Genomic DNA, 22,395 nt, shown 5'->3' on the forward strand with positions numbered 1-22,395 from the left:
ATTTACTAAACAGAAAAAAAGGCAAAAGAAACCCTAGGGTAGCTAGTTATTCACTATCCATTTTTTAAGTTGGCGTTTTTTTATGTTTTAAACGCTTTATAAGCGCGTTTCAGCTTATGTAGGTAGAAGTTTTATAAAGACATAAGGTGCACATAGTGCAAAAAATTAAACATGAGACGCCAGATACGTGAGTTTTTTTGTCATTTAATCTGTACAGAGAAGATAAATAAATAGCTTCATTCTTATGATAAGGGGGCTGGCGGAGTTTGTCAAGTAGGTTTTTCGTTTCTATGTTGTCAGCTACTTGGATGACGCCAATCTGAGTTGACTACACCAACTCACATTCAGCAAAAAAGAAAGCTATTTCCTTACGAGCGTTTTCTAGACTATCCGAACCGTGTACTCTATTTTCACTAATATCATCAGCAAAATCACCCCTGATTGTGCCTTTATCTGCCTGCTTTGGATCGGTAGCTCCCATGATTTGTCTGTATTTACTTACTGCATTTTCACCAACTAAAACTTGAACTATCACAGGACCAGAAGTCATAAATTCCACTAACTCCCCAAAAAAAGGTCTATCTTTATGAATTTCATAAAATAGCTCTGCTTGTTTTTTTGTCAGTAACATCATTTTTTGTGCTATAATCTTCAGCCCAGAGCTTTCAATATATGAATTTATCTTGCCTGTAATATTATTTTTTACTGCATCAGGTTTTAAGATTGAAAGTGTCTTCTCAATTGCCATATTATTTCCTTATATAGAATAGTACATTTATAGATTTATTTTATTACAAATTTTAATTTCATAGAAGTGATTTTTTATCTATAATTAAAAACAAACCATCAAGGGAGTATTGTATGCATACTTGTTGTAAAAAAACTAATGAAAAACCTGAATCTACTACCAAACAACCGGTTGAAACTGAATCTACCGCTAAAAAATTGGTCAATAACTTAAAGTCATCAATTTTTTGTGGAACAAAAGGGTTTTTGACTTTTAGTTTGGCATTTTTAAGTTATTTGGAATATAGCTCACATCATAATACAAAATTAAAAGAAGGTGCTGCCTTTGCAATGAAAAGGAATACTATTCCATTTCTTGAAATGATAATCATAGTACCGCTTGTTTGCCTTGCATTCACTGGTCTTCTACAATGCGCACTCGTATGCGCTGCCTTAATGATAGCTACATGTTTTATTGTCAGAACTTTTAATCTACGTGAAAAGTTATTAGAAAAACAAACAGGTTGCTCAAAAGAAACAGTGAGTAAGGAATTTAAAAAAGATTCCATAAAATTCCCTATTTTTGATCAAAATAGAAAGCATATTGAGTATAATTCGCCTAACCAAGTGGGTGAGTCAAGTAACACCTCTTTTTTCGTTGCATTTTTAGTTTTTCCTCTGAAGATTCTTCAAAGTTGTATCATGCTATCTTTAGCTGCTGTTGAACTTCTTGAAATCGTGCCAAGTCTTCTTGTCGATACGTTTTTCGATTGGAGCTTCACATTCACCAAGAGTAACCTGCAGAGGTCTGGCCATTTGTTGTATGCCAGTGTGAGAAATTTAGTGCCTATAACTAAATTTGATGAGCCTATAGCTGAGTTTATAGGCACCCCAAAAGCAACTTGTTGCGGAGCCTGAATGTGCCTCTTTTCTGTTATTTAAGTGTATTCTATTTTGTCATTCCAGTCTGGAATCCAGCACTTTCACACAATTTCATCGAGGACGTTGTTTTCACATAACGCTTTTATACTTACCAATTTAGTAAAATCCTGGATCCCAGTGTCGGAGCGCTGGGATGACACCATCTTAGTAGAAATAGCCCTCAAATCACAATGTTGTTGTGCATCACGCGCTGGAACGACGGCAAAAAGTAACCTTGTAGTTTTAACAATTATTTGCAAAAGACCAAATGAAAAAGGCTGTCATTTTATTTAACCTTGGTGGACCTGACTCACTGAATGCGGTCCGTCCTTTTTTATTCAACCTTTTTTATGATAGAAGAATAATAAGTCTACCAAACCCTTTTCGGTTTCTTTTAGCAAAGTTTATATCTGCAAAACGAGAAAATACTGCACAAAAAATATACGAGGAAATTGGAGGTAAATCGCCAATTCTGGAGAATACAAAAATGCAAGCTGAAGCGCTTGAACAAGAACTTAACAAACCTGTCTTTTGTCATCCCAGTGCCCAGACACTGGGATCTAGAAAAAAAAACTGGATTCCAGCGTCACGCGCTGGAATGACACCAAAACTAACCAAAGTATTCATCTGCATGCGCTATTGGCATCCATTTGCTGACGAAGTTATTAAAAGTGTAAAACAATTTGATCCTGATGAAGTAATTTTGCTGCCACTATACCCTCAATATTCAACTACCACAACTTTATCATCCATCGAAAATTGGCAAAAAAATGCTAAAAACCATGGTCTAAAGTGCAATATAAAAATAATTCACCATTATTATAATAACGAAGACTTTATTAAAGCTCACGCTAATTTAATAGCTAAGCATTACAAATTAGCCAGCAGAATCGATAAGCCAAGAGTCCTATTTTCAGCCCATAGCCTTCCTCTTAGTGTTATTAAAAAAGGCGACCCTTACGCTTCACAGGTGGAAGAAACAGTAAGACTAATAGTAGAAAAGCTAGCTATCAATAACTTAGATTGGTCAATATGTTATCAGAGTAAGATTGGTCCTGTAAAATGGCTAGAGCCAAGCACTGAAAGTGAGCTATTACGCGCAAAAGCTGATGGTGTACCTGTAGTTCTATCACCTATGTCTTTTGTTTCTGAGCATTCAGAAACACTTGTGGAACTTGATGTAGAATATAAAGCAATTATCAAGGATGGATATTACTTTCGCGTGCCAACTCTCAGTATCGATCCCTTGTTTATTAAATGCTTGGCTGATTTATGCATAAATCTTCCTTAAGATCCTGATTTATAGTGCTTTTCTTTTAGGATTTTATGTGATAGAATAACAGAAAGTTATTATTTTATTAACTATTTCATGCCAAGTAAGCTAAAAAAGAAATCGAGCACGTTCACACAAAGGGTACACGCTGCCCATAACCATGATCTCAGAAAGATGTATTGTATTGCAGTAGGTTTAACAGCCCTATTGTGTAAGATTTCACTGCAATTTTGCTGTGAGTTTATTGACAATAACAGACCCAGTATTTCTGCTGTATCAGATATTGCCAAGTTAATAAAATTACCAACATCAGCATTATATATTCTTCATTCCGGACTCAGCTTGGCTGGATATAGACCTCAAGATGATAAAAATGAACCTAAAAAATCAGTACAGGTTGTAGGTAGCTTGGCCTTCTTGACACACTGTATCATAGGAATATTGATGCAGACAAAAATCATTCATTTCTTAGCTGGAAACAATAAAGATATAATAAGTTATATTGGTTTAACATCAACAGTCCTATTTCTATTTTCAGAATTCATAAGCTGTTATTATACATGGAAGAAGTATCTGGATAATAAGGATCCTAAAAAGTCTGCTGAATATGGGAAGGGCGTTATTTTCAGCACAATAACTTTGTCATTGGGCTTGTTAAGCTTCATATTAAAAAGAATGGAAACTGCAACCATACCAATAGATTTGGGTAGTGGTATAATCTATAATTTCAACTTAAGCGTAACAGTTAGTATAATATTAAGTCTAGCATATTTAATATCAAATATCGATAAGTTCGTCAATCAACCGGTTAATAGTACTGATCCTTCTACTGGACTTGATAACACTCACCCTACTCAGCACAATGACACCACTGTGGAAGTAGGTTAGAGGTGAAAAGATTTTATTTCTACTGCCAACGCTAGTACTGCCAATTTGCTAACAATACTCCAAAGTGACAGAATTTTACCTTCCACAACCTGGCTAACATCATGAAACTCACAGTCAGTGGCATTCAAGCTAGAATATACATCTTTCCTGCTATTGCATCGGTATAAGTAACATGTTGGAGTATTTCCTATATAGTATATTAGCGGTTCTGCAGAACTGCTTTTAAATATGTCAATGGTTGGTACGCCTTCTTGTATAATAACGCTATTGATTGCTATTCCTTCTTTTATCTTTTTCATTTTATGACGTTTTTTTTTATTGAGGTTTAATATTTCCTCTCCACTTGTTACTGTTATAATGCCCATCCCATATGTGCCATTGCTTGCTTTGATAAAAACGTAAGGTTGTGTTTTTATTTCATGTTCCTCATATTTTTTTTGCACTAGAGACAATATTTGGTCAACTTTAGTTGCTACTGCTCCTAGTGACGAATCATCATCAAAATCAACTCCATCACAGCTCTCTGTAAGCACAGAAATAAGCCATGGGTCGATTTTAAATTCGCTACAAAATTCGGACGCTAATTCTTGATAGATTTCAAAATACTTAGATTTCTGTCTGCTATGCCAACCGTATAGTGGGCTTGGTACTATATCTTGCTTTACGTCTTTTAGCGTGTCTGGAATGTGGCTCGTCATATCACGGTTCAGTATAATAACATCAGGCACAAATCCTGAAGTTGTCTTTAATAGAGAGGTTTCCTTCACAATAGCTTCATACGGTTCTATTAAATTGTATACTTCATTATGTAAAAGACCAATTCTAGTTTCAAAACCTGCGAGTTGCAGTACTTTCTCTATAACAAATACGTTTTCTATATACATTTTATTGCGTGTATAATTTTCCGGTATTATCAGAACCTTTTTATATTGTTTTTTTTCAAAGTAGCTTTTTATTGATCTTGCCGCCACCGTTCTTGATTCTTCACTTAAGTTATTGAACCCCGCAGGAAATAAATTAGCGTCTACTGGAACGATTTTATAGCCAGAGTTTCTAAGATCTATAGAGCTATAAAATGGCAATGTAAGGCCGTTAAATTTTGCTTCGAACCAATTATTTATACTTTTTTCCAAATTTGGGTGAATTATGTTTTGCATCTGCACTTTAAATGTTATAAGGAAGGTATTATATTATAAGCTATAATTAAACATATTTAGCAAATTTGACTGAAGATTAAAGTATAATGAGATTCTTATTTAAAGTGATAGAAAAATGATTCAACACGATAACAATAAAATGTACGGAACTACTATACTGTCAATTAGAAAAGATAAAAGCGTAGTAGTAATAGGTGATGGACAGGTTTCAATGTGCCACACTGTTATAAAATCCGGAGCAAAAAAAGTTAGGCGTCTTTCTGGTGATTCTGTAATTGCCGGTTTTGCTGGAACAACAGCCGATGCATTTACTCTCTTTGAAAGACTAGAATCTAAACTTGACAAGCACCCAGGACAATTAATGAGAGCATGTGTTGAACTTGCAAGAGACTGGAGAATGGATAAATATCTGAGGAAATTAGAGGCTATGATGATCGTTGCAGATAAATCTATTTCATTAGTAATTACGGGAACAGGTGATGTTCTTGAGCCTGAAGATGGAGTCGCAGCTATTGGCTCTGGGGGAAATTTTGCTCTATCTGCAGCAAGAGCTTTAATTGATATTAAAGGAATATCAATAGAGGAAATTGCGAAAAAGGCTATGAAGATAGCTGCCGATATATGTGTTTATACAAATCATAATGTAATTATTGAAAAAATAGAGGAGTGATATGTCTTCCAAGCAAAAAACTTTATGCACCAATTTTTCCAATCAGCCCATAACCCTTTCAGAAGGGCGGTCTTGTAGTAGTGACACCTACGATGAAAAAAATGACCTCTATAAAGATACTAAGAGTGGTTTTGATTCAAATGAAAGCGATGTTCAAGTTAATGACAGTACTCAAGTTTTGTTAGATGACCTGCCACCACAGAAGATAGTTAAAGAATTGGATAGATTCATAATCGGACAGGATGACGCAAAGCGTGCTGTTGCTATTGCGCTCAGAAATCGTTGGCGTCGCAATCAGGTTCCATTTCCATTGCGTGATGAAATCATACCTAAGAATATATTGATGATCGGTCATACAGGAGTTGGTAAAACTGAAATAGCTCGCCGCTTAGCAAAACTTGCCGGTGCACCGTTTATAAAAATTGAGGCAACGAAGTTTACTGAAATAGGATACGTTGGACGTGACGTTGATTCGATAATACGCGATTTAGTTGATGCAGCAATAGTTTTAGTTAAAGAGAAAGCCCGTAAAGCCTTAGCTAAAAAGGCTTTAATTTTAGCTGAGAAAACAATAGTAAACTCTATGGTAGGCGAAGATGCAACCGAAGAGAGTAAAAAAATTTTTAGAGAAAGGTTGAGGAATAAAGAGTTTGAGGACGGAGAAGTTTCTATTAACGTCAGAGAGAGCAAGAGTATGTTACCTACTTTCGATATACCAGGCATGCCAGGTGGGCAAGTTGGTGTGATGAATGTAACAGAAATAATGGGCAAGATGTTTAACGGGAGCAAAAAAACAAAAACTATTACGGTGAAGGTAAAAGAAGCGCGTGAAATATTAATTAATGAAGAAAGTGAAAGGCTAATGGATGAAGATAAAATAATCAAAGAAGCCATTGATCTTGTTAGTAATGATGGTATAGTATTTTTGGATGAAATAGACAAAATTGCAGCGCGTACAGAAGTAAAAGGTGAAGTAAACAGAGAAGGAGTGCAACGCGATCTGTTACCATTACTTGAAGGAACAACTGTTACAACTAAGTATGGCCATGTAAAAACAGACTATATATTATTTATTGCATCTGGTGCTTTTTATCAGTCTAAACCATCTGACCTCTTACCGGAATTGCAGGGCAGATTACCGATCAGGGTAGAACTTAAGGCACTTACTCAAGAGGATTTAATAAGAATATTAAAGGAACCAGAATCTAGTTTGTTAAAGCAGTACATAGCTTTAATGAAAACAGAAAATGTGACGCTTAAGTTCACTGATGATGGTATAAAAACCATAGCTGAAATAGCGTTTACAGTTAATAGGCAAGTGGAAAATATAGGCGCAAGAAGGCTTTACACTGTCATGGAGAAGCTTTTAGATGAAATAAGTTTCATTGCTTCTGAGAAAAATAGCGAAGAATTCATTATAGACAGCAAGTATGTAAAAGATAAACTTGAATCAATTTCGAAGCAATTGGATTTATCTAAGTTTATACTTTAGGAAAAACGAAAAGCCTACTTTAAGTAGTATAGAGAGTGTTCAGAAGATTAGCCAGTAGACCTAAAATTTCAGCTATATTCTTTAGGCTGTTTTTCAACAGTAGAATGGTGTGCTGCGACCTCTTGCTTAACATCTAAGCTTAAGTCAATTATTGAGATATTTTCTTCATCATAATCTATGTCTTTTATTAACATATCGTCAGTAATAGTCAAAAGGTCAGGCGGAGAAAGAATAGTTCTTTTATTACCAGCTCTCATTCCCACAACTCCAAGCTCTATAGCAAGTGGTATTTTTTTATCGCCAACCCTAAATTGCACTGTTTGATCTTTGACTATATATTCCCCATTATGCTCCTTTACGCTATATTTAACCGATATCTCATCACCGCACCTTACTTGTTTTCCAGTCTTGTTAATTAAGTCATTAAAAACCATCAGATTATTTACTGAGTCGGGATATTTATCCTTTACTTCGATCAGTTTGACGTAATAAGAATTAAAATTCATTTTGTTATCATTGGCAATAGTAACTACACGCTCTCCGCCTTCTTTCATACCTATTACCCCTAAACTCACTTCTTTTAGGTCATCTTGACCTATTTTCAAAGTAACATCGGAAACTCTGCTAGGGAGTGTTGCTGAGTTATTATTAGAAATTTTATATATTTGCAATAGGACTTCCAGGCCACAGAAAGCCTTGCTGCCACTGCCTTCAGTAATTTCATAAAAATTTATCGAATCTTCTTCTTTTTGCTGCGTCATTTCTTCTAAATATTCTGTTAGCCCATGCTTTTCAATATAGCGGTCAAGTGCTGATTCAAGTATTGGCTTCACTAGGTAATGTGCTATCGTCTGTATCAAACCACCATGCGTGGCATTTATCTCATAAAGCTTGTCCTTTTTTTCCGGTTTACCTTTGTTTATATAGACAATAGTAAACACAAAAGCAGAAGTTAAAGTGAGAATCATTACTACGGAAATAAGCATTTGTAATATAATTTTTCTAACCATCTTTCTTTACTTGATTCAATAAATCATATAAATAATTAGTACCCCCTGAAAGCGCACTCAAATTATCCAAGCCTTGTTTAAAGAGGCCGTCTATATAGTCCTCTACTTCACTTTTACCAAGTACAGACATAAGATTATTTGTTTTATCTTGTTCGTAGTCTTCAATATCATCCTTAGCTTGAAAGATAAGCCCTAGATTTATTCCATAGTTATATAATGCTCTCCGTTGTTCATCTGTAGCACCCCCTATTATAGCACCTATTTCACATGAAGCTGCAAATAGTTTTGCGGTTTTCATCAAATGAATTTCTTTTATTTTATCAGCTTGGCCCGACGTCATTCCAGCGTTATACATACAGCCGTACGAATGTTGTGGTTTTAAGGTAGAAAGGGTGTCATGCAAGTAGCTGACACTGGAATCCATTTCATGTTCAGCTCCACCATCGCATGGCTTTTTGCACGAAATGCTTGTAGGCAAAGCCTTCTGGATCCCAGTGTCCGCTACTTGAATGACAGAGGGTTGGGGGCTAAAATCTATATGCTCACTGTTAATATCTAAAGCCTGTCCTCCCACCATTCCCCTCATTCCTATTGCCTGAGAAAGAACTTTTATGATCTCACAGCGTTTCTCATTTAACGAAGATAATACCTCAAAAGCCAGAGTAAGTAGTGCATCTCCGGCAAGCACTGCTGTTGCTTCATCAAATTTTTTATGGCAGCTTAGCTGGCTTCTGCGAGTATCACTGTTGTCCATGCATGGTAAATCATCGTGAATTAGAGAGTAAGCATGAACAAATTCAATGGCTGCAGCAACTGATATTACTTTTTTAGCTTCCGCGTTAAACACTCGCGATGAAGCTACGACTAAAAAGGAGCGTATATGTTTTGCAGGAGCAAGGAGTATATAACGCATAGCTGATATAAGCTTATTCTCGCTATTTTCTGGTAAAAGTTTATTTATTTCTACAATAAGCAAATTTTTTGTTGTTTCGTCTAGCATTTTTGAATTGTTAATTGTTTAGCACGTAACGCTAGCCAGCTAGGGCAGTAGAAAACTTTACTGTAGTTTACCAGTTATAAAAGATATTGCAAACATAAAAATTTTTTATAACATCAAAGAATAGGTTATTTTTTTGGTAAGAAATGTGAATAGCGAACTAGCAAAGAGCACTAGAGAAGACATAGAAGAAAAAGTGAAAAAGATTATACTAGAGCACATTAGTAAGGATGTAGAGAAATTCAACAGCTCTTCAAAGCTTTCGGAGCATGGTACAGACAGTTTAGATGCAGTTGAAATCATCATGGCAGCAGAAGAAGAGTTCGGAATAGAAATTCCAGATGAAGATGCACAAAAAATGGAAACTATGGAGCAAATAGTTGAGTACATTAATAATAAAAAAGGCTAATAGTTAGTGTTAAATGAGCAGAAGAGTAGTAGTCACTGGTGTTGGTTTAATCACTCCACTAGCGGCAGATGTTGACAACACTTGGTCAAGGCTAATAAAAAGTGAGTCTGGCATAAAAGCAATCAATACGGATAGATTTGACTCTTCTGATCTTGCTTGCAAGGTTGCAGGGCAGGTGCCGTTGCAATCAGACAACATTAAGCACCATTTCAATCCACTAGATTATATTTCTGAGAAAGACTCAAAAAGGACAGATCGTTTTATCCATTACGGTATTGCAGCAGCTATTCAGGCAGTAGATGATTCATTAATTTTGGAAAGCCAAAATATCAATCGGGAACGTGTTGGTGTGACTATTGGCTCTGGTATAGGTGGTCTTCCGTCAATTCAGGAAAATGTTATTACCATGCAGGAAAAAGGGCCCAGACGTGTCAGTCCATTTTTTGTCCCTGCAAGTCTAATAAATTTGATATCTGGCCATATTTCTATTAAATACGAATTTACAGGTCCAAACGATTCAGCAGTAACCGCATGTGCAACAGGTGCGCATGCAATCATAAACTCAGCAAGAACTATAAAACTTGGTGAAGCGGATGTTATGATTGCAGGTGGAGCAGAAAGTGCACTGTGTAGAGTTGGAATTGCAGGTTTTGCATCTATGAAGGCGTTATCAACTAAATTTAACGATAAACCGGAAGAAGCTTCAAGGCCATGGGATGAAGAACGCGATGGATTTGTCATGGGTGAAGGAGCAGGTATATTGGTGCTGGATGAATACGAACATGCAAAAAAAAGGGGGGCAAAAATACATGCTGAACTGGTTGGGTACGGACTCACAGGAGATGCGCACCACATTACAGCACCACATCCAGAAGGAAGAGGCGCATTTAAGGCAATGCAGCTTGCTTTAAAGAGTGCACAAATTAATCCCGATCAAGTAGGGTATATCAATGCACATGGAACTTCAACACCACTTGGAGATAAAATTGAAGTAATAGCAATGAAACAGTTATTCGGTGACTACGTTTATAAAATACCTGTTTCTTCAACTAAATCTTCTATAGGACATTTACTTGGTGCTGCAGGGAGCGTTGAAGCAATATTCAGTATTCTTGCGTTAAATAATGGAATTATTCCGCCAACCTTAAATTTACATAAACCTTCAGAAGGATGTGATTTAAATTTTGTACCGTTTAAAGCTCAGGAGCATAAAATTCAATATGCGCTTTCTAATTCGTTTGGTTTTGGTGGCACTAATGCATCGCTCATCTTTGGACAAGTGTAATCAATTCTGCTGCTGAATAGCTAAAATGTACGAACATTATGATCTGTGATAGCTATATTATCTGTAATTTGCCTTTTACTGTCGATTTACTATACTTATTTGGTAAGATCTAGCTTAATTAAATGCACAAGATATTAATAAGAAATAACTACAAACCCCTGGTTGGAAAAATCAAGATCAATGGTTCAAAGAATGCTATTTTACCAATAATGGCAGCAAGTCTATTGAGTAGCTTCCCGGTAATTTTGCATAATGTACCTGATTTAATTGATGTGCATCTAATGTCTAAGTTGCTTGAAAGTCTTGGAGCAGAAGTGAACTTTATGCACAATAAAAATTATAAAGCGAACCATACTTTGAAAATTGACTGCAGCAATATCAACAATCACGTGATGCCATATAAAACCGCAAGTAAGCTAAGAACTTCTTTTCTAATATTGGGTCCAATGCTTAGTAGATTTGGTAAAATCACAACAGTCTTTCCTGGTGGATGCAATATCGGAAAGCGTCCCGTTGATATGCATATCAAAGCATTAGAAGAAATGGGAGCTAAAATTGAAGTTGAAGGCTGTAATATAATTGCAACAGTGAAAGGAAAGCTACAAGGAAAAGAAGTTACACTTGAGAAAATAAGCGTTGGTGCAACAGAAAATATAATAATGGCAGCAACACTTGCAGAAGGAGTGACAATAATAAACAATGCTGCAACAGAGCCGGAAGTTCTTGATTTAATAGAGTTCCTAAAGAAAATGGGTGCTAATATTGAGATTAGTGATACAAGGATCACAATAACAGGAGTTGAAGCATTAAATGGATGTGTTCATAAAATAATACCAGATCGCATAGAAGCAGGCACCTATGCACTAGCTGCTATAATAACCGGTGGTAAGTTGGAGTTAGAAGGAGTAAGTCTATCTGATATAAGATGTATTGTGAATGAATTGAAAGCTATAGGGGCTAATGTTGAACCATATAATGAGGGGGTTATGATTTCCAGAAAAAATTGCTCTATTAGGTCTGCTAACATTGCAACAAACCCTTATCCAAATTTCCCCAGTGATATGCAACCACAACTGATGTCTGCAATGTGCATCGCTGATGGGATATCAGTAATTGAAGAGAACATTTTTGAAAACAGATTTGCACATGCAGATGAATTGAGAAAGTTAGGCGCTAATATCAGCATCGAGAAAAGCAAAGCTACTATAAGTGGAATAAAAAGCTTATCTGGAGCTAATCTATGTGCCACTGATTTAAGGTCAACAGCAGCTTTGATACTTATTTCTTTGGTAGCCAGTGGAGAAACTATAATAAACAATTCGCATCATTTATGGAGAGGATATGAAGCAATGCACGAAAAACTCAATTCATGTGGAGCTGATATCTCCATTTCATCTTGAGGACATACTATGAATGAAACAACTAAACGAGTCACAGTGAAAGAAATAGATGAAATTCTGTACGAGGAGCATAAGGTACTAGATCATGGATTTATTCGAGTAATGGATTATATGGGCTCTGATAGCGCTATAGTTCAAGCTGCTCGTGTTTCTTATGGCAAGGGAACAAAACAGATAAGTCAGGATGAAGCACTTATAAAGTATTTAATGAGACATCATCATACAACTCCATTTGAAATGTGTGAAATTAAGTTTCACGTGAAACTTCCAATTTTTGTTGCAAGGCAATGGATAAGGCATAGAACTGCAAATGTGAATGAATATTCAGCAAGGTATTCAATACTTGATAATGAATTTTATACACCTAAACCAGAACAAGTTGCAAAACAATCTGACAATAATAAACAAGGTAGCGGGGAAGCTTTTGATCCAGATACCTCAAAGGAAATAATAGATTCTCTAACAAATGACTCTAATTTAGTATATTCTCATTATGAAAAATTTATTGAGCAGGGGCTTGCAAGAGAAATTGCCAGAACTAACCTAATGCTTAATTACTACACGCAATTTTATTGGAAAATAGACCTGCATAATCTCCTTCATTTTTTGAAGCTTAGAGCTGATAAGCATGCCCAATATGAAATCAGAGTTTATGCAGAAGTTATGCTGGATATAATAAAGAAGTGGGTCCCATTGGCCTACAATGCCTTTGTTGAATATTGCCTAGAATCAGCTTGTATTTCAAGAACTGGTTTAGACATAATTCGTAAATTAATTAAAGGGGAAAACGTTACTAGAGAAGAAAGTAATATTGGTAAAAGAGAATGGGACGAGCTGATGTCTATACTTGATAAACAATCTTAAAGACAAAGGCATACGCGTCAATCTCCTCTGTCAGTTAACTCTCGTTCACCAGATTGAATCTTGCTTTTTACATCACATTAACTCATCACTTTTATAGAACATCTCATTAAAATCATTTAGAGTTCCAAAATCCTGACCCTTGATAAACAGGTGATCATTAGCAACATGTGCTTCATCAAGAGTAAATTGCTCGTAATGATGATTGTGAGCTGGCCTAACAATTCCATTATATAAAACCATTACTTGCTCACGGTTATATCCATCGCCAGCATGATATTTACCACGTACGGTATCATAAAAATTCTTTACATCATCATATGTCACTTGCAGCTCCACCTTATACTTTCCCACTTCAAGAGGACTTCCTGTCTTTATTTTTAAGGGATGTTGTGAATTTGCAACGCTGTTAGAAGTTTCTGCTTCAATATCAGAATTTTTATCCATGTTTTCTATCACACTTGCCATAACAGTTTCCTGTTCATCTTCTGTTGGTTTTGCTTGTTTTTCAATTTTATTATTGCTACTGTCATTTTCTACAGTTACTTTTTTTACTTCCATATCTTTTTGAGCTTTCTCATTACTTTGCTTGCGTATTTCATCTCCATGCAATTTCTCCTGCAGAGCTTTTTTCGTATCGGCATAATCATCACGATTGCTTTGCAAAGCTGGTTTATAACTGCTGCTATCATCCGCTTGCATTTGATCTATATAGTTAGATTCTTCTTCTTCCATAGTATTGTTAGTAAGTTTTTTGAGATAGTTAAGCATATCCTCTCCAGTCTTCTCCAAAATTGCAGCTTTTTTTGAAAGCTCTTGATAATAAGAATCGTTATCACCATATTTTTTACTATCTGCCACATTTTTGTGCAGTCTTGCATCTTTTATACAAAACATAGCATGATCAAACAATGTATCTCCTTCTTTATCCACAACATTAATATCAGCTCCATTCTTTATCAGATACTTTACTTTGTCCAATTGCCCATGCCTTACTGCATGAATAAGTGGTGTCCAGCCTTCACTATCTCGAACATCAATATTTGCATTATTCTTTATTAAGTATTCTAATATCTCTTGATTTCCTAAATTAACAGCAAGGTGTAAAGGTGTTAAACCGTAGCCATCCTGAGCATCAATATTCGCATTGTGCTCTATGAGATATTTAACTACTTCCATATTTTTCATGCTCATGGCAAAATGTAATGGAGATTTACCAGAACTAATATCTCGAGTGTTAATATCTACATTGTGATCTATTAAGTATTTAGCTATCTCTGTATGTTTGAGTTCAATAGCATAATGTAGTAGTGTTTGAGCAGAGGTGTTTTTGACATTAAGATCTGCACCATGTTGAGCTAAATATTCTACCATATCCAGGTCACCTAGCTTAACAAAATGGAATATCGGATTACGTACATTAAGATCTGCACCATTGTCCACAAGATATTTTACTAAAGCTGTGTTCTTTATAGCATAGTCGAGCGGCCTGAGATTGTGAGCATCTGGAATATTAGGATTTGCACCACGTTCCACTAAGTATTCAACTATTTCCATATTTCCCGATTTTATGGCATAGTGCAAAGGTGTCTTAAAACAAGAGTAATCAGTTCCTTCGTAATAAATATCTTGAGAATTGAGATTTGCACCTTGATCGATAAGATATTTTGCTATTTCTGTATTTCCTGATTTAATAGCATAATGTAGTGGTGTTTGTCCGTTATGGTCTCTTGCATCAATATATGCATTGTGTTCTATAAGCGTTACTATCTTACTTAAATCTCCCAATGAAGCAGCAGAGTGCAAAAGTGTTGAACCGTTTTCATCTGCCTTATTTACATCTTCTATAACGTTTTTCTTATTATCCTCATCAACTGCCCTTTTCTTTCTAGATTTGACTTCACTTTTCACTGTAACTTCTTCGTTCATAGGTTGATCATTAAACATAACTTCTGCATCTATCTGATTACTATCTTCCTCCAACTCATTAGATAATTTTTCAGATAGCTGATCACCACTTAAATATGGTTCCTTTGAATATTTAGCGTAATTATAGGGATCAGTGCTGTCTGCTGAATAAAACCCACTTTCAAAGCCGGAGTAGGAGCTTTGATTGAGCACAAAAAATAAGTTTTCATAATTAACCAGCATATCACTATCAGGGCTAACAAAATTTAAATATTCATCGCCTTCCCATTCTGGGTGGTGTCTATACTCTGCTATGTAGTATTTACTAGAGTCGAGAGGTATCTTGTCACCTTCTTCCCCATCAAGTTGTAAAACTACTGCTGAACGCCCATTACCTAAATCATTACCTTTTACCACTTTAAACAAGGTAATTTCACCTTTTTCTATGAACTCCTTTAATTCCTCATTCTTTTGATCTAATTCTTCTTCTGCTTGTCTTTTCTCTCTTATCAATTTCTCCTCTTTTTCAGTAGCTTTATTTTGCAGCTGTAAAAACATCTCTTGTGTGGTTAAGCTATTTGTGTTGCTTAAAAAATTATCTAACACATTTGATGCAATTGGTGACAATTCACCGTGATCATCAAATACTTTTTCCTTTGCTTTATCATAGTGATTTGGGTTATAGATTGCATACAGAGGATAAAAACCATAATCTGCAATTGACGCTCCGTCAGGTGATAGTTCCATTGAGAATCCATAGTAATTAAGTGGAAGATTGGAGGTTAAATATTTACCGTTATCATCCCTAACGTGTAGCTCACTTCTACCATTGTGCTCACTATATTTGTTGTAGTAGATATAAAAATTCTCATGGTTAAGATTGAAGTGATCATCTAGATTATCGAATTGAATTGTACTGCCAAGCTTCTCCCGCAAAAGATTTTTGCTTTCATCTGTAAGCTTTATATGTGCAGAAAAGTAGTATCGATCTATAGGTTCGCCTTTTTCTATTTCAAAGTTCAAAGTAATCTTGTCGTTGACCATTGGTAGCCTCCACAAATTCTATAAATCATTTTATTTATCAATCATACGGTCTGTACTATGAAAAATGTGTTAAACGTTAAGATTTTCTCTGTACCGATTCATCTATATTGCCAAGCTTAATAAAGTTACAAGCTCTTTAAAACAATGTTAAACTCAATCACTATGGCAAAAACAGTTGACGTATTACTACCACTTCCAATTGATCAGTTATTTTCATATGCAATTGAGGAAAATACTGAGATTTTACTTGGAGATTACGTAGTGGTGCCATTTGGCAAAAAACGCTTAATCGGAATAGTTTGGAAATACAGTGATAAAAGTAACCGAGAATTAAAATTTATTGAGCAAAAAATCGATTTACCAAATATTAGACCAAAATTGATTGCATTTGCAGAGTGGGTTGCACAATACAATTTAATACCTATTGGTATGCTTGCCAAAGTGATAATGGGAGGAGTGTTAAAAGTAAATCACATAGATAAATTGGTTTGTGTTGAACAAAAGCAGGAAACAAGTGAAATAAGTTGCCAATTAAGCCCTGAACAGCAGATAGCTAGTGATAAAATAATCAGCAATTTGAACGAATATTCAGTGACTTTGCTTGACGGTGAGACCGGGTCTGGAAAAACCGAAGTTTATCTCTCTGTGATTGCACAATTGATTAAGAATTACACTGCCGTTCCAAATGCTGCTCAGACTTTACCATCCCAGTGCCCAGAGACACAACTGTACGAACATTGTGATTTGGGTCTACCAAGAGGGTGTTATCCGAGTAGCCTGACACTGGGATCCAGTTTTTCATATAACCTCATTACAAATGTTTATTTTAACTTAAGACCAATACCTAATTTACAGTCAAAATTCCTGGATTCCAGTGTCAAGCACTGGAATGACACCTTTGTACTCAAGGCAAAACCCACTGTAACATTTAGCATACCGTCTTTGCCACGTACTAGTATGACACCAGAACATGTTGAAATGACATCAGGAGAAGGTAATGCACAAGTTTTAATCCTCCTACCTGAAATTGTTTTAACTTCACAATTGGTAAATCGTGTTCGCGGTCAGATATCAAAAAACTTAGTTGAATGGCACTCAGGGCTTACTCCAAAAACTCGCCGGAATAATTGGCTCAGTATAGCGAATGGAAATGCGCAGATAATTATTGGTGCACGGTCAGCGCTTTTTTTGCCTTATAAAAACCTAAAATTGATTATCGTTGATGAAGAGCACGACTCATCTTTTAAACAAGAACAGGGAATTATATATAATGCTCGAGATATGGCGATAATCTTAGCCAAATTTGAAAATATTCCGATTATTTTATCATCAGCTACTCCACTGCTTGAAACGATTCATCATGTTAAAAACGGGAATTACAATCATGTAAAGCTAACTAAACGATTTGGTGGTGCAGAATTGCCACTCATTAAAGTAGTGGATATGAGGAACAACAAGCAATGGATCTCCTCTGAGCTTTTTGAAAGCATCAAACAAACCATAGAGAAAAAACAGCAGGTTATGCTTTTTCTAAACCGCAGAGGGTATGCACAACTGGCAATTTGTAAAAAGTGTGGATATAAAATTTCCTGCTTAAATTGTGCTGTTTGGCTTACATATCACAAGAAAAAAAATGCTCTTTTGTGCCATCATTGCTCTTATCAATTAAAACTTCCAGAGAAATGCTCTAATTGCCAAAGTAAACAGCCATTGTCCCTCTACGGCATAGGAATTGAAAGGTTGCTTGAAGAAATGGTGAAATTAATACCAAACGCAAAAACTGCGATGATAAGCAGCGATCAGAAGTCGGTTAGTAACGTAATTGACTTAGTGTTGAAAGAAGAGGTGAACATTATAATCGGCACACAAATAATTGCTAAAGGGCACAATTTTCCCAAATTAACTTTGGTTGGAGTAATAAATGCAGATTTGAGTCTCGAAAATTCTGATTTAAGAGCAGCGGAAAAGACGTATCAATTATTGCACCAAGTTGCAGGCAGATCAGGAAGGTTTAATGAAAAAGGAGTGGTAATAGTGCAAACCAATAACCCTGAAAGTTCAATAATAAAAGCATTGCTGCATCAAAAAAGGGACTCATTTTATGAAATTGAACTTAAGTCAAGACGTGAAGCCAAAATGCCACCATTTAGCAGATTAATAGCGCTTATAATTTGTGGTAAGAATCAGATTGCGACACAAAAAGCAGCGAATGAAATAGTAAAATCTCTTCTCCGTCATTCAAGTAGCTCAACTACTTGTATCCAGGAAAAAAATGTAGGTGCAGACAAAAAGGAATTTGAAATTCTCGGCCCATCACCAGCAGCGATAAATTTTTTAAATAATAAGTATCGGTATAGGGTGTTGCTAAAAATACACAATAAACACAGTTTATCTATACAAAAAAAGCTGAAATATTGGATTAAAAATTGTAACTTGAATTCGAGTATTGCAGTGATAATAGATGTTGATCCTGTGAGTTTTTTTTAACAAGTTCCGTTAAGCCTTCTTGCCAATTACCACAACATTCTCACTGGGAAAAAAATAATCAGGTACAGTCATATTTTTTGGTGCGGGTCCCCCAATTACTCGGCCTGATGTGTCATAATATGAACCGTGGCAAGGACAGAACCAACCATTACCATCTCTTGTAGCGTGGTCAACCGGTACACACCCAAGGTGTGTACATATTCCGATCATGATTAACCATTCGTCTTTTCCTTCGCGTACTCTTTGATCATCTGACTCAGGGTCCCTCAAGTTCTTTACATTCACAGCTCTTGCAGTCTCAATTTCTTGCTTTGTGCGTCTACGAATGAATACTGGTTTACCTTGCCACTTTACTTTTACTCCGTGTCCTTCCTGGATTCCAGACAAATTCACCTCCACTGTGGAAGTTGCTAAAACTTCAGCAGAAGGATTCATAGACTTAACCAGTGGCCAAAGTCCACTTGCAGCTCCTATACCTGCCATAGCGCATGTAGTTAATGTTATAAAATCTCTCCTACTCTTATTTTTAGTAAGATCTTTAACAGGAGGTGTTTTTTTATCCTCTTTGTCTGCCAGTGGTTTTTTATTTTTAGTTAAATTTTTGTCCATTGATCTTTACTCAGCCATAAGTATATATTTTAAATTAAATACTGCGTATTAATCAACAAAAACTTGCGCTTTTTGTTTAACCTATACTACGGTTAAGAAGCGATAGAGTTTTCAACTTCAGAAATACTATCTTCAGTGGAATCAGGATCTTCAATTTTCGCTACTGACACCACCTTTTCTCTACTTTCTGTTTTAAATAGAGTTACTCCCTGAGTGCTACGTCCTGCAATCCTGATATCATTTACTGAAATACGAATTAACTTTCCTTTATCTGTAATAAGCATTATATTATCACCCTGCTCAACTGGAAAACTAGCAACAACATTACCATTTCTGCTAGTAGTAAGAATATTGGTGATACCAACACCACCCCTGTTAGTTACTCTATACTCATACGCAGAAGTTCTTTTACCAAAGCCATTTTCAGTAATAGTTAATATAAACTCCTCATTCACTGCAAGTTTTAAGAATAATTCGTTATCTATTCCTAAATCATTTAAAGTCTTTTCCAATTTAGAATCAATGGAGTTATTAATTGCAGTTCCCAGTCTTTTTGCAAGTGGAACTTTTAAGTAAAGTTCTTTTGTTTCTGTTGCTACACCTATCCCATTTAATATGGTCATGGATATCACGCTGTCATTCTTTGCAAGTTTGATACCTCTTACGCCATCTGAATTGCGACTTTTAAATTGACGCACATCACTTACAATAAATCTGATACTTTTGCCGAATCTTGTTGAAAGAAAAACATGATCAATTGCATTGCATACTTTAACCGATATTAATTTGTCTCCTTCATCGAGCTTTATTGCTATTTTTCCATTGCTTGGAATATAGTGAAAGTCCGCTAAGGAGTTACGCCTTATGTTTCCATAGGCAGTAGCAAAAACTATGTTTTGATTCTCATCATTTTCACTTGGCAACGGCATGATATTAGTTATAGTTTCACCATCGCTAAGCGGGAATATATTAACAAGCGCTCTTCCACGTGCAGTTGGCTCTGCAAGAGGTAATTTATAAACTTTTAATCTATAAACTCGACCAATGTTAGAGAAGAACAAAACACTAGTGTGGGTATTCCCAACAAACAATTTTGTGGTTACATCCTCTTCTTTTAATCCTTGTCCTAGCTTTCCTTTTCCACCACGACGCTGAGTTCTATAATGAGAAAGCTTCACACGCTTGATATAACCATTCATAGTTACGGTTATCACCATATCCTCTTGTGGAATTAGATCTTCAGCTTCAATGTCCGTATCTGATTCCTCTATTGCAGTCTTTCGTGGTACGGCAAATCTGTTCTTTATTTCTTGTAAATTGTTTTTTATTTCTTTCATCAACTTCTCTTCTGAGCCAAGAAAAGCGATATATTCTTTTATCAGGTTGATCATTGAACTTAGCTCAGCTTCTAATTTGTCTTTTTCAAGGCCTGTTAAACGCTGCAGTTTCATATCAAGGATAGCTTTAATTTGTAGCTCAGTTAATCTATACACTCCATCTTTCAAAAAGCTTGCGCTATCTGAAATCAACTCGATGATAGTGTTGATTTCATTCGAAGTTTTCCATTCTTTATTTAAAAGTTCTCTACTTGCTTCCGCAGGATCTTTTGCACCGCGGATGATTTTTATCACTTCATCTATGCTGAGGACCGCAATGTAGAGCCCTATATATATATGAGCTTTTTCTCTCGTTTTTCTTAGACGAAATTCTGTTCTCCTGATTAACACTTCTTTTCTAAAGTCAACAAAAGCAGCTATGATTTCTTTTAACGACATCAAAGCAGGCCTGTTGTTATTGAGCACTAAAGTGTTAACACTAAAACTGCTTCTTAATGGAGTAAGTCCCAATATTTGATTAAGTATAAAACTTGCTTCAGCATTTCTTCTGAGGTCAATTACTACTCTAATACCAGACTTATCGGACTCATCCCTAATCTCTGTTATGCCATCAATTCTTTTTTCTTTTACAAGCTCACCTATCTTCTCAATTAATTTTACTTTATTTACTTGGTAAGGTATTTCATCAATCACTATTGCTTGCCTATCTTGCGGCAGGTCTTCTATGTGAGTCTTGCCTTGCACAACAATTGATCCACGACCTGTGGCAAACGCTGATCTTATTCCAGACCTGCCAAGAATTGTTCCCCCAGTTGGGAAATCCGGCCCTGGCATCACTTCAAGTAACTCATCCAAAGTCACTTCAGGATTATCTACATATAACATACAAGCATCTATTATTTCTCCAAGGTTGTGAGAAGGAATATTGGTTGCCATACCAACTGCAACACCACTTGCACCGTTTACCAATAGATTCGGAAACTCTGCAGGCAGCACAACAGGCTCTGTTTCATTTCCATCGTAGTTTGGCCTAAAATCAACTGTATCTTCATCAATATCATTCAGTAAAAAGTGCGACACTTTTTGAAGTCTTGCTTCTGTGTATCGCATTGAAGCTGGTGGATCTCCGTCTATCGAACCAAAGTTACCTTGCCCATCAACAAGTGGTAAAAGAAGAGAGAAATCTTGGGCCATTCTAACCAAGGAATCGTAAATAGCTGCATCACCATGTGGGTGATATTTCCCCATTACGTCCCCAACTATACGAGCTGCTTTTTTATATGGCTTACCGGCATCGAATCCAGCTCTTGACATTGCATATAATATGCGCCTATGAACAGGTTTAAATCCATCCCGCACGTCAGGTATAGCACGGCTTATGATAACGCTCATTGCGTAGGAGAGATAAGAATCTTCCAGCTCTTTTACTATTGAGATTGGTACTATATTATCCTGCATTTTCTATACTTTAATTGAAGTAATTAATAATACTAACATTCAGTTAAGCAAATGGGCAATGACAGACTTGAACTGCCGACCTCCTCGGTGTAAACGAGATGCTCTACCAGCTGAGCTAATTGCCCCTTTAGATGTAATTCTATAGCTCAATATTATTATTGTAAACAAAAATAGCAATAAATTGTATCCGTTCAGCAGAGTGGCAAAATAGGTAGACAAGGTGATCTAAAAAGATAATCATAGAGTAAATGTGAGGTAAGTCCTTACAATAAATGGTGTCATCCAAGTAGCCGACACTGGGATCCAGAAAAAAGAATGGTGTCATTCCAGTGCTTGACACTGGAATCCAGCTTTTTCATAATCATTAAAACGTTGTATTTTTACATAAAACAGCTATTTTTATGCTCGCCAACTTAATAAAATTCCTGGATCCCAGTGTCAAGCACTGGGATGACACCCTCCT

19 protein-coding genes and 1 tRNA gene are annotated in these 22,395 nt (G+C 36.0%); 10 read left to right on the plus strand and 10 right to left on the minus strand.

The genetic code is table 11. From position 1 onward, the window contains the following. Window positions 1-328 precede the first annotated feature (328 nt). The gene (ndk, locus tag BA053_RS00265) at window positions 329-748 is read right to left on the minus strand and encodes a nucleoside-diphosphate kinase (protein ID WP_065094769.1); all 420 of its coding nucleotides are present in this window, start codon (window positions 746-748) and stop codon (window positions 329-331) included. A gap of 113 nt (window positions 749-861) precedes the next feature. On the opposite strand from ndk, the gene BA053_RS00270 reads away from it, so the two are divergent. Further along, entirely contained in the window at window positions 862-1,644 is a 783-nt protein-coding gene (locus BA053_RS00270; RefSeq protein ID WP_082941370.1) for a hypothetical protein, read from the plus strand. Window positions 1,645-1,709: 65 nt separating this feature from the next. On the opposite strand, the gene BA053_RS07080 is transcribed toward BA053_RS00270, so the two are convergent. After that, window positions 1,710-1,907 (minus strand): hypothetical protein, encoded by a 198-nt coding sequence (locus BA053_RS07080; protein WP_156517966.1) that lies wholly within the window; start codon window positions 1,905-1,907, stop codon window positions 1,710-1,712. A gap of 8 nt (window positions 1,908-1,915) precedes the next feature. Here BA053_RS07080 and hemH point away from each other — a divergent pair, with 8 nt between their 5' ends. Continuing rightward, on the plus strand, window positions 1,916-2,938 hold the full coding sequence (gene hemH / locus BA053_RS00275) for a ferrochelatase (protein WP_065094466.1): 1,023 nt from the start codon (window positions 1,916-1,918) through the stop codon (window positions 2,936-2,938). A gap of 78 nt (window positions 2,939-3,016) precedes the next feature. Beyond that, a complete protein-coding gene (locus BA053_RS00280; protein WP_065094465.1) occupies window positions 3,017-3,808 on the plus strand; it encodes a hypothetical protein in 792 nt (263 codons plus the stop codon). Here the strand turns inward: BA053_RS00280 and gshA are convergent. Next, the gene (gene gshA / locus BA053_RS00285) at window positions 3,805-4,965 is read right to left on the minus strand and encodes a glutamate--cysteine ligase (protein WP_065094464.1); all 1,161 of its coding nucleotides are present in this window, start codon (window positions 4,963-4,965) and stop codon (window positions 3,805-3,807) included. The genes BA053_RS00280 and gshA overlap by 4 nt on opposite strands. Before the next feature lie 115 nt (window positions 4,966-5,080). Between gshA and hslV the strand changes: the two genes are divergently transcribed. Together hslV and hslU are read left to right on the plus strand one after the other, a co-directional pair. Then, entirely contained in the window at window positions 5,081-5,635 is a 555-nt protein-coding gene (hslV, locus tag BA053_RS00290) for an ATP-dependent protease subunit HslV (RefSeq protein ID WP_065094463.1), read from the plus strand. A 1-nt stretch (window position 5,636) separates the two neighbouring features. Next, window positions 5,637-7,127, plus strand: coding sequence for an ATP-dependent protease ATPase subunit HslU (gene hslU, locus BA053_RS00295; protein WP_065106641.1), 1,491 nt, complete (start codon window positions 5,637-5,639; stop codon window positions 7,125-7,127). A 68-nt stretch (window positions 7,128-7,195) separates the two neighbouring features. Here the strand turns inward: hslU and BA053_RS00300 are convergent, their stop codons facing one another. After that, on the minus strand, window positions 7,196-8,137 hold the full coding sequence (locus BA053_RS00300; protein WP_065106642.1) for an FKBP-type peptidyl-prolyl cis-trans isomerase: 942 nt from the start codon (window positions 8,135-8,137) through the stop codon (window positions 7,196-7,198). After that, the gene (locus BA053_RS08670) at window positions 8,130-9,137 is read right to left on the minus strand and encodes a polyprenyl synthetase family protein (protein WP_065095283.1); all 1,008 of its coding nucleotides are present in this window, start codon (window positions 9,135-9,137) and stop codon (window positions 8,130-8,132) included. Before BA053_RS08670 ends, BA053_RS00300 begins: the two co-directional genes overlap by 8 nt. A gap of 145 nt (window positions 9,138-9,282) precedes the next feature. Between BA053_RS08670 and acpP the strand changes: the two genes are divergently transcribed. The 4 genes from acpP (at window position 9,283) to thyX (ending at window position 13,092) form a co-directional block, all read left to right on the plus strand. Beyond that, window positions 9,283-9,543 (plus strand): acyl carrier protein, encoded by a 261-nt coding sequence (gene acpP, locus BA053_RS00310; protein ID WP_006279836.1) that lies wholly within the window; start codon window positions 9,283-9,285, stop codon window positions 9,541-9,543. 13 nt (window positions 9,544-9,556) lie between these two features. Then, window positions 9,557-10,828 carry a beta-ketoacyl-ACP synthase II gene (fabF, locus tag BA053_RS00315; protein ID WP_065094459.1) on the plus strand — a complete coding sequence of 424 codons (1,272 nt, stop codon included), beginning with the start codon at window positions 9,557-9,559 and terminating at the stop codon, window positions 10,826-10,828. A gap of 122 nt (window positions 10,829-10,950) precedes the next feature. Next, window positions 10,951-12,228 (plus strand): UDP-N-acetylglucosamine 1-carboxyvinyltransferase, encoded by a 1,278-nt coding sequence (gene murA, locus BA053_RS00320; protein ID WP_065094458.1) that lies wholly within the window; start codon window positions 10,951-10,953, stop codon window positions 12,226-12,228. A 9-nt stretch (window positions 12,229-12,237) separates the two neighbouring features. Continuing rightward, on the plus strand, window positions 12,238-13,092 hold the full coding sequence (thyX, locus tag BA053_RS00325; RefSeq protein ID WP_065095284.1) for an FAD-dependent thymidylate synthase: 855 nt from the start codon (window positions 12,238-12,240) through the stop codon (window positions 13,090-13,092). Between the two features lie 72 nt (window positions 13,093-13,164). Here the strand turns inward: thyX and BA053_RS06540 are convergent, their stop codons facing one another. After that, a complete protein-coding gene (locus BA053_RS06540; protein ID WP_082941437.1) occupies window positions 13,165-16,041 on the minus strand; it encodes an ankyrin repeat domain-containing protein in 2,877 nt (958 codons plus the stop codon). A 162-nt stretch (window positions 16,042-16,203) separates the two neighbouring features. Between BA053_RS06540 and priA the strand changes: the two genes are divergently transcribed. After that, window positions 16,204-18,528 carry a replication restart helicase PriA gene (gene priA / locus BA053_RS00340; protein ID WP_410541899.1) on the plus strand — a complete coding sequence of 775 codons (2,325 nt, stop codon included), beginning with the start codon at window positions 16,204-16,206 and terminating at the stop codon, window positions 18,526-18,528. A gap of 9 nt (window positions 18,529-18,537) precedes the next feature. Here the strand turns inward: priA and petA are convergent, their stop codons facing one another. The 4 genes from petA to BA053_RS07085 all read right to left on the minus strand — a co-directional run bounded on the left by petA (window position 18,538) and on the right by BA053_RS07085 (window position 22,272). Continuing rightward, a complete protein-coding gene (gene petA / locus BA053_RS00345) occupies window positions 18,538-19,137 on the minus strand; it encodes a ubiquinol-cytochrome c reductase iron-sulfur subunit (RefSeq protein ID WP_065106643.1) in 600 nt (199 codons plus the stop codon). A 92-nt stretch (window positions 19,138-19,229) separates the two neighbouring features. Beyond that, window positions 19,230-21,932, minus strand: a complete 2,703-nt coding sequence (gyrA, locus tag BA053_RS00350) for a DNA topoisomerase (ATP-hydrolyzing) subunit A (protein ID WP_065094454.1) — start codon at window positions 21,930-21,932, stop codon at window positions 19,230-19,232. A gap of 52 nt (window positions 21,933-21,984) precedes the next feature. Next, window positions 21,985-22,057: transfer RNA gene (locus BA053_RS00355), tRNA-Val, on the minus strand. 14 nt (window positions 22,058-22,071) lie between these two features. After that, on the minus strand, window positions 22,072-22,272 hold the full coding sequence (locus BA053_RS07085; protein WP_152550490.1) for a hypothetical protein: 201 nt from the start codon (window positions 22,270-22,272) through the stop codon (window positions 22,072-22,074). Window positions 22,273-22,395 lie beyond the last annotated feature (123 nt).

It is taken from the genome of Wolbachia endosymbiont of Nomada ferruginata, from assembly GCF_001675785.1.
GTDB classification, from domain to species: domain Bacteria; phylum Pseudomonadota; class Alphaproteobacteria; order Rickettsiales; family Anaplasmataceae; genus Wolbachia; species Wolbachia pipientis.